The 8664-nt window shown below is 59.9% G+C and carries 7 protein-coding genes and 2 pseudogenes; 5 read left to right on the top strand and 4 right to left on the bottom strand.

All coding sequences use genetic code 11. The features are described 5' to 3' along the window. A pseudogene (locus tag HX846_RS30560) lies at positions 1 to 252 on the top strand (methyl-accepting chemotaxis protein); the annotation flags it as partial. A 72-nt stretch (positions 253 to 324) separates the two neighbouring features. Further along, positions 325 to 1221: a DMT family transporter gene (locus tag HX846_RS30555; RefSeq protein ID WP_087692563.1), complete on the top strand. Its 897-nt coding sequence runs from the start codon at positions 325 to 327 to the stop codon at positions 1219 to 1221. A 31-nt stretch (positions 1222 to 1252) separates the two neighbouring features. Here the strand turns inward: HX846_RS30555 and HX846_RS30550 are convergent, their stop codons facing one another. The 3 genes from HX846_RS30550 to cysK form a co-directional block, all read right to left on the bottom strand. After that, entirely contained in the window at positions 1253 to 2113 is an 861-nt protein-coding gene (locus HX846_RS30550) for a DMT family transporter (RefSeq protein ID WP_023659095.1), read from the bottom strand. Between the two features lie 416 nt (positions 2114 to 2529). Next, the gene (locus tag HX846_RS30545; protein WP_003210693.1) at positions 2530 to 3468 is read right to left on the bottom strand and encodes an aspartyl/asparaginyl beta-hydroxylase domain-containing protein; all 939 of its coding nucleotides are present in this window, start codon (positions 3466 to 3468) and stop codon (positions 2530 to 2532) included. 186 nt (positions 3469 to 3654) lie between these two features. Next, positions 3655 to 4629: a cysteine synthase A gene (gene cysK, locus HX846_RS30540; protein WP_177028540.1), complete on the bottom strand. Its 975-nt coding sequence runs from the start codon at positions 4627 to 4629 to the stop codon at positions 3655 to 3657. A 123-nt stretch (positions 4630 to 4752) separates the two neighbouring features. Between cysK and HX846_RS30535 the strand changes: the two genes are divergently transcribed. The 3 genes from HX846_RS30535 to HX846_RS30525 all read left to right on the top strand — a co-directional run bounded on the left by HX846_RS30535 (position 4753) and on the right by HX846_RS30525 (position 8007). Then, complete coding sequence (locus tag HX846_RS30535; RefSeq protein WP_087692565.1) at positions 4753 to 5829, top strand: DUF748 domain-containing protein; 1077 nt, start codon at positions 4753 to 4755, stop codon at positions 5827 to 5829. 142 nt (positions 5830 to 5971) lie between these two features. Next, entirely contained in the window at positions 5972 to 6817 is an 846-nt protein-coding gene (locus HX846_RS30530) for a MoxR family ATPase (protein ID WP_003210690.1), read from the top strand. A gap of 11 nt (positions 6818 to 6828) precedes the next feature. Next, positions 6829 to 8007, top strand: coding sequence for a VWA domain-containing protein (locus HX846_RS30525; protein WP_178966813.1), 1179 nt, complete (start codon positions 6829 to 6831; stop codon positions 8005 to 8007). Between the two features lie 136 nt (positions 8008 to 8143). Here the strand turns inward: HX846_RS30525 and HX846_RS30520 are convergent. Further along, a pseudogene (locus HX846_RS30520) lies at positions 8144 to 8664 on the bottom strand (allophanate hydrolase); the annotation flags it as partial.

The following is an 8664-nucleotide window of genomic DNA, read 5'->3' as shown; positions in this document are numbered from 1 at the left end:
GCCAACAGCGCCGGCAGTGCACTGGAGAAAATCACGGCGGCGATCTCGCAGATCAGCCAGCGCAACCTGGTGATCGCCAGCGCCGCCGAGCAGCAAGCGTTGGTGGCCCGTGAGGTGGACCGCAGCCTGGTGAACATCCGGGACCTGTCGACGCAAACCGCCGCCGGTGCCACCCAGACCTCGGCGGCCAGCCAGGAACTGTCGCGGCTGGCGGTGGACCTCAATGGCTTGGTGACGCGTTTCGTACTGTAAAACATGTATTAGCGATTGTGTCAGACAGGTCGGTGGGCAACACTTCCGCCCTTATCAAACTGGAGTTCCTCCGTGAGACCTGTCGACACCCTGCACCTGTTGGTGCTGGCCGCTATCTGGGGCGCGAGTTTTTTGTTCATGCGAATTATCGCGCCGGAAATCGGCACCCTTCCTACCGCGTTTTTCCGGGTGTCGATTGCTGCCACCGGCCTGCTGCTGATCCTCGCCATGATGCGGGTGAGTTGGGATTTCCAGGGCAAGTTCAAGACGGTCCTGTTGCTCGGGGTGATCAACTCGGGCATTCCCGCGACCATGTATTCAGTGGCGGCCCAAGTGCTGCCGGCCGGTTACTCGGCGATCTTCAATGCCACGACGCCACTGATGGGCGTGCTGATTGGCGGGTTGTTCTTCAGTGAGCGCCTCACGCCATCGAAAATCGCCGGGGTATGCCTGGGCCTGTTCGGCGTTGGCATCCTGACCCGCGCCGGGCCGGTGGCCTTCGACATGGAATTGTTGATGGGTGCGCTGGCATGCCTGTTGGCGACCACCTGCTATGGCTTTGCCGGCTTTTTGGCACGCCGCTGGCTCGATCAACAGGGCGGGCTGGACAGTCGCCTGGCGGCCCTGGGCAGCATGCTCGGGGCCACGCTGTTCCTGCTGCCGCTGTTTGCCTGGAGTGCCATCAGCCATCCACCGGTCAGCTGGGGTGGCTGGCCTGTTTGGTTGTCGCTGCTGGGGTTGGGGCTGGTATGCACGGCGTTTGCCTACATCCTGTACTTCCGCTTGCTGACGTCCATCGGCCCGGTGAAGTCGATGACCGTGACCTTCATGATTCCGCCATTCGGGGTGTTGTGGGGCGCGTTGCTGCTGGATGAGCCGTTGTCCATGGCGCATCTGTATGGCGGGTTGTTGATTGCAGGGGCGTTGTGGCTGGTGCTTCGGCCGGGGAAATTGGCCCGCAAGCTGTAGGAGCTTTTTGTCTCCTACAGCGTTGGTTTTATCAGCCCTTACGGAACACAAAAGCCAATCCGACGATGATCAAGCCCATCCCCAGCAAGCTCAACATTGCCAGCTTGTTGCCGAAGATCAGGTAGTCCATCACCGCCGTCACCGCGGGCACCAGGTAGAACAAGCTGGTGACATTCACCAGGTTGCCCCGGGCAATCAGCCGGTACAGCAACAGCGTCGCCAGCAATGACACCACCAGCCCCATCCACAGCACCGGCACGAAAAAGCCGGTGTTGTGTTCAAAGTGGAACGGCTGGAACGGCACAAACACCGAGCACAACAGCAAGCCGGCCAGGTATTGCACAGGCAACGTGCCCAACGGGTTATCGGTGATGCGCTTCTGCATGATCGAACCAAAGGTCATGCTGGCCAGGGCCAACAGGCCAAAAAGCATGCCTGCCAGGGACATGCCGGACATCCCGATGCCCTGGTACACCACCATGATCAACCCCGCCAATCCCAGCGCGAGGCCGAACATCCGGCTCCAGGAGCGCCGGCGCTCCATCAACACCACGGTCAGGATCGGCTGCACGCCCATGATGGTTGCCATCATGCCGGGCGTGACTTTGAGGTCCAGGGCCAGCAGATAGAAAATCTGGTAGGCCCCCAACAGCACCAGCCCGGTAGCCGCCGCGTAAAGCATCGGCTTGCCGGGACGCGGCAACTTCAGCTTGAGGATCGGTACCAGTATCACCAACCCCGCCAGGGCGATGGCGAAACGGATCAGCAGAAACGCAAAGGGTGAAGCGTGGGCCAGGCCCCATTTGGAGAAAATCGCCCCGCTGCTCCACAGCAAGACAAACAGGCTCGTCGAGGCCGCCGCGGCCACGGATTGTTTCGAAAGAACAGACATGGATACCACCTGTGATCAGGCAAAAAGCCAACTCAGCAACAGCTGAAATTCAGTAGGTTTTTTCAGGCGGGCACAGGGGAACAGCCATCAGCTGATCAGCCCGAAATGCCAACACCCGGCGGTGATACGACTGCGTACACCGGCGTGCTACTGACAGGTGGGGGGTAGTGACTGATCTGCGCAGGCTGCTGGCTCCCGCACGGCACGACCGCAGCGTTGACCGCTGAATCGACTACCGCTATGCGCAGGGAAGCTGGCATGTGCTGATCTTTTATGAAGGGATGAACAAGGTGTCTGGAAACACCTGCGGCCGACTATAACCAGCTGGGGACATGCTTTGCAATAACTTCGCCCGTACAAATCCAACTCATAAAAAAACCGCTCATCGGAGCGGTTTTTTCGTGCCTGCAAACGCCTTAACCAAATAACCAATACCCCAGCGCCGTCAGCACCACCACCGCCAGCACTGGCCGCAGGATGCGATAAGCCTTCGGATGCTTGCGCTTCCACTGCTTGACCACGCCACTGAAGCTGTCGCTGAAGCGCTTGCTCCAGGCATACGCCTGGTTGATCCCGCCAACGCGTTCGTCATCCAGGTTCTGCGGTGCGGTGGCGCGCCCCAGTTGCGCGCTGACCCAACGGTTGATGCGGGTCATAAGGCGGTTGCTCAGCGGGCGTTCGATGTCGCAGAACAGGATCACCCGGGTGTGCTCGGTTTCGTTCTTCACCCAGTGCACGTAGGTCTCGTCGAACATTACGTCTTCACCGTCGCGCCAGGCGTACACCTGGCCGTCGACGAAAATACGGCAGTCATCGGAGTTCGGCGTGGACAGCCCCAGGTGATAACGCAGCGAACCGGCAAACGGGTCGCGATGCGGGTTGAGGTGGCTGCCACCTGGCAACAGGGCGAACATCGCGCCCTTGACGTTGGGAATACTGCTGACCAGGGCCACGGTTTTCGGGCACAGCAGTTCAGCCGACGGCAACGGTTTGTCGTACCACTTGAGGTAGAAACGCTTCCAGCCCTTCTTGAAGAACGAGCCGAAACCGGCGTCGTTGTTCTTCTCCGCGGCGCGGATGTAGCCCTCGTCGAACAGGTGCATGGCCTCTTCGCGAATCACTTCCCAGTTGTCCTTGAGCACGTCCAGCTCCGGGAACTTGCTGCGGTCCAGGTACGGCTTGGACGGCACGGCGGAGAAGATGTACATCAAGGCGTTGTACGGGGCGAACAGCGCTGAATGGTTGACGAACTGACGCAACATCGGCAAACGGGCCTTGCCACGCAAATGCACATACAGCGTGCTGCCGATAAACAGCAGCAACACCGACAGTTTGGCGGCCAAAGAAAAGGTCATGCAGCAACTCCTGGAAATAGGCGTCTGGCCATTAGCCTCCCGTTAAGGGGAAACCAGACGTAGCAGCCGGCCATGATAAACACTCCGGGCCTCGGGAAAAACCCGCGCACTCCAACAATCAGCATCTAGCGGTGCGCGATAACGGGCCAATTATGCATAAGGGCCACGCCATCGCGCTGATTTGAATCAAGCCTGGTTTTCCTGATCGGTGAACAAATCGGCGAACAGCATGCTCGACAGGTAGCGTTCACCGGAGTCCGGCAGCACCACGACGATGGTCTTGCCCTGCATTTCCGGCTTCTCCGCCAGTCGCACCGCCACGGCCATCGCCGCGCCGCAGGAGATACCACACAGAATCCCCTCCTCCTGCATCAGGCGCAACGCCATGGTCTTGGATTCTTCGTCGCTGACCAGTTCGACCCGGTCGACCATCGACAGGTCGAGGTTCTTCGGCACAAAACCGGCGCCGATACCCTGGATCTTGTGGGGGCTGGGCTTGATCTCTTCACCGGCCAGCGCCTGGGTAATCACCGGCGAACTGATCGGCTCCACCGCCACCGACAGGATCGGCTTGCCCTGGATGTTCTTGATATAGCGCGACACCCCGGTGATGGTGCCGCCAGTGCCCACGCCCGCTACCAGCACGTCCACCGCGCCATCAGTGTCATTCCAGATTTCCGGACCGGTGGTTTTCTCGTGGATCGCCGGGTTGGCCGGGTTTTCGAACTGGGCCGGCATAAAGTACTTGGCCGGGTCGCTGGCAAGGATTTCGCCGGCTTTTTCAATCGCGCCCTTCATGCCCTTGGCCGGCTCGGTCAACACCAGTTCGGCGCCGAGGGCCTTGAGCACCTTGCGGCGCTCGATGCTCATGGAGGCGGGCATGGTCAGCAACAGCTTGTAACCACGGGCGGCGGCAACAAATGCCAGGCCGATCCCGGTGTTGCCGGAAGTCGGCTCGACAATGGTCATGCCCGGCTTGAGTTTGCCGCTGCCTTCGGCATCCCAGATCATGTTTGCGCCAATCCGGCACTTCACCGAATACCCCGGGTTACGCCCTTCGATCTTGGCCAGGATAGTCACGCCACGCGGCGCGATACGGTTGATCTGAACCAGGGGCGTGTTACCGATGGAGTGCGCGTTGTCTGCAAAAATGCGGCTCATGACGGGTCCTTAAGGCAATTTCAGGAAGGCCCCAAGGGTATGCCTCGTGCTGCAAGGCGTCCAGTCAAGCGAACGTCCGGCGGCGCCAGCAGTCAATCGCCTACACGGATGGAGAATTTTCCTATGAAACGTCGCTACAGTTGGCCGCTCTGGACCCTCGTCGGGGTCGTGGTACTGCTGGTCGTCCTGGATATCGCCCTGCCCTATCTGGTGCGCAATTACCTGAATGACAAACTCGCCGACATGGGCGATTACCGCGGCCAGGTCACCGATGTCGACCTCGCACTGTGGCGCGGCGCCTATCGGATCAACGGCCTGCAGATCGTCAAGGTCGACGGCAAGGTGCCGGTACCGTTCGTCAAGGCGCCGGTGATCGACCTGTCGGTCAGCTGGCATTCGCTGTGGTACGACCACGCAGTGGTGGCCGAGGCACAGTTCATCAAGCCGGAGCTGAACTTCGTCGACGGCGGCACCAACAAACAGGCGTCCCAGACCGGTCAGGGCACCGACTGGCGGGCACAACTGAGCAAACTGTTGCCGATCACCCTCAACGAGGTACGCATCGACGACGGAAAGATCGCGTTCCATAACTTCAGTTCGAAACCGCCGGTCAATATGTACGCGACCCAGGTCAACGCCAGCTTCTACAACCTGACCAACGTGGTGGATGTCAAAGGCCAGCGCGACGCACGTTTCGACGGCAAGGCGCTGTTTTTGGGCCAGGCGCCGCTGGAAGCCACGGCGACGTTCGACCCCTTGAGCAATTTCGAAAACTTCGAATTCCGCTTCCGGGCCCGGGATATCGAACTCAAGCGCATGAATGACTTCGCCTCGGCCTACGGCAAGTTCGACTTCAATGCCGGCACCGGCGACCTGGTGGTGGAAGCCCAGGCCGAAAAAGGCCAGCTGACCGGCTACATCAAGCCTTTGCTGCGCAATGTCGAAGTGTTCAACTGGCAGCAGGATGTCGAGAACAAGGACAAGGGCATCTTTCGGTCGATCTGGGAGGCGGTGGTTGGCGTCAGCGAAACCGTGCTGAAGAACCAGCAGAAAAACCAGTTCGCCACCCGCGTGGAGCTCAGCGGCAACGTGCACCAGCAAGATATCAGCGCGTTCCAGGCGTTTTTGCAGATTTTGCGCAATGGTTTTGTCCAGGCCTTCAACGCCCGCTATGAACAACCCAAGCCCTCGACAGATTGATCTTCAACGTGACTGCCCATTCAGAGACTGAATAGCCCGTCTGCGTTCACAGTCGCCGGGGCTGCGCGGTATAGTCGGGCCAAGCTGATTACTCGCCCGCTTCGGTCCTGCACCGTTCGGCGTCACGTTCGAGGATTGATAGATGAAGTTCGAAGGCACCCAGGCCTACGTTGCCACCGATGACCTGAAACTGGCCGTCAACGCCGCCATCACCTTGGAGCGGCCACTGCTGGTCAAGGGCGAACCGGGCACCGGCAAGACCATGCTCGCCGAGCAACTGGCCGAATCCTTTGGCGCCAAGCTGATCACCTGGCACATCAAGTCCACCACCAAGGCGCACCAGGGCCTGTACGAGTACGACGCGGTGAGCCGCCTGCGAGACTCGCAACTGGGCGTGGACAAGGTGCACGACGTACGCAACTACCTGAAAAAGGGCAAGCTCTGGGAAGCCTTCGAGTCCGAGGAGCGGGTCATCCTGCTGATCGACGAAATCGACAAGGCCGACATCGAGTTCCCCAACGACCTGCTGCAAGAACTCGACAAGATGGAGTTCTACGTCTACGAAATCGACGAGACCATCAAGGCCAAGAAGCGCCCGATCATCATCATTACCTCCAACAACGAAAAAGAGCTGCCGGACGCGTTCCTGCGCCGCTGCTTTTTCCACTACATCGCCTTCCCGGACCGCACCACTCTGCAAAAGATCGTCGACGTGCACTACCCGGACATCAAGAAAGACCTGGTCAGCGAAGCCCTCGACGTATTCTTTGACGTGCGCAAAGTACCGGGCCTGAAGAAAAAACCGTCCACCTCCGAACTGGTGGACTGGCTGAAACTGCTGATGGCCGACAACATCGGCGAAGCGGTACTGCGCGAGCGCGACCCCACCAAGGCCATCCCGCCCCTGGCCGGTGCCCTGGTGAAGAACGAGCAGGACGTGCAGTTGCTGGAACGCCTGGCGTTCATGAGCCGTCGCGGTAACCGATAAGGGCGATTGCCATGCTGCTCAACCTGTTCAATGAAATGCGTGCAGCCAAGGTGCCGGTGTCGGTGCGTGAGCTGCTGGACCTGATCAACGCGCTGAAACAGCGCGTGACCTTCGCCGACATGGACGAGTTCTACTACCTGGCCCGGGCGATCCTGGTGAAGGACGAACGGCATTTCGACAAGTTCGACCGGGCCTTCGGCGCCTACTTCGACGGCCTGGAAAAACTCGACGATCACCTGCAGGCGCTGATCCCCGAAGACTGGCTGCGCAAGGAATTCGAACGCTCGCTGACCGACGAAGAGCGCGCACAGATCCAGTCCCTCGGCGGCCTCGACAAGCTCATCGAAGAATTCAAGAAACGTCTCGAAGAACAGAAAGAACGCCACGCCGGCGGCAACAAGTGGATCGGCACCGGCGGTACCAGCCCCTTCGGCTCTGGCGGCTTCAACCCCGAAGGCATACGCGTGGGGGATGCCGGCAAGCGCCAGGGCAAGGCGGTCAAGGTCTGGGACCAGCGCGAGTACAAGAACCTCGATGATTCGGTGGAACTGGGCACGCGCAACATCAAGATCGCCCTGCGCCGCCTGCGCAAGTTCGCACGCCAGGGTGCGGCGGAAGAGCTCGACATTGACGGCACCATCGACCATACGGCCCGCGATGCCGGGCTGCTGAATATCCAGATGCGCCCGGAGCGGCGCAACACCATCAAGCTGTTGCTGCTGTTCGACATCGGCGGCTCGATGGATGCCCATGTGAAGACTTGCGAAGAGTTGTTCTCGGCGTGCAAGACCGAGTTCAAGCACCTGGAGTATTTCTACTTCCACAATTTCATTTATGAATCGGTGTGGAAGAACAACATGCGCCGGGGCTCGGAACGCACCTCGACCCAGGATTTGCTGCACAAGTACAGTGCCGACTACAAAGTGATCTTTATCGGCGATGCGGCCATGGCGCCGTATGAAATCACCCAGGCCGGCGGCAGCGTCGAGCACTGGAATGAAGAGCCCGGGTATGTGTGGATGCAGCGGTTCATGGAGAAGTACAAGAAGCTGATCTGGATTAATCCGTACCCGAAAGATACCTGGGGCTATACGGCGTCCACCGGGATTGTCCGGGATTTGATCGAGGACCAGATGTTTCCGTTGACGTTGCGCGGGCTTGAGGAAGGGATGCGCTTTTTGTCGAAGTAAGTTGTTTCCCAGACAACCACGATCAAATGTGGGAGCGGGCTTGCTCGCGAAAGCGCAGTGTCAGTCACCGAATATATTGGCTGATACACCGCCTTCGCGAGCAAGCCCGCTCCCACATTTTGTCCTGCGGCGGTCTTTAGTTTCTGGCAAGGTACTGCAAATACTCCACTTGCTGGCGATGCGCCGTCTCCTGCACCACCGGCGCCAACCTCACCTTCTCCCCCGGCAAGCACTGCGCCAGCCGCGCCAACGCCAATGGCGTCAACGCGCCCAATCGTGGGTAGCCGCCAATGGTCTGCCGGTCATTGAGCAACACAATCGGCTGCCCGTCCGGCGGCACCTGGATCGCCCCCAGCGGGATGCCTTCCGAGATCAGCGACGGCCCCTGATACTCCAGCGGCGTACCCAGCAAGCGCATGCCCATGCGGTCGGCACGGCTGTCGAGGGTCCACTCGCTGTTGAACACATCAAACAGACTCTGCCCGCCAAACTGACCGATCTGCGCCCCGAGGATCACCTCCAGTGGCGCCTTGGAATCCAGCTTCGGCAATTGCCCGGCGGACAACACCTGCATCGCACCGCCCACGCCCGAATAGGTCAATTGCGCACCTTCGGCCAGTGACCGGCCAAAGCCATCCAGCCCGCCCAGTTCTTCAC

This window comes from Pseudomonas sp. K5002 (assembly GCF_013386655.1).
Taxonomy (GTDB): Bacteria; Pseudomonadota; Gammaproteobacteria; order Pseudomonadales; family Pseudomonadaceae; genus Aquipseudomonas.
The sequence above is the reverse complement of the archived record's forward strand: the minus strand, read 5'-3'. Positions and strand labels throughout refer to the sequence as shown.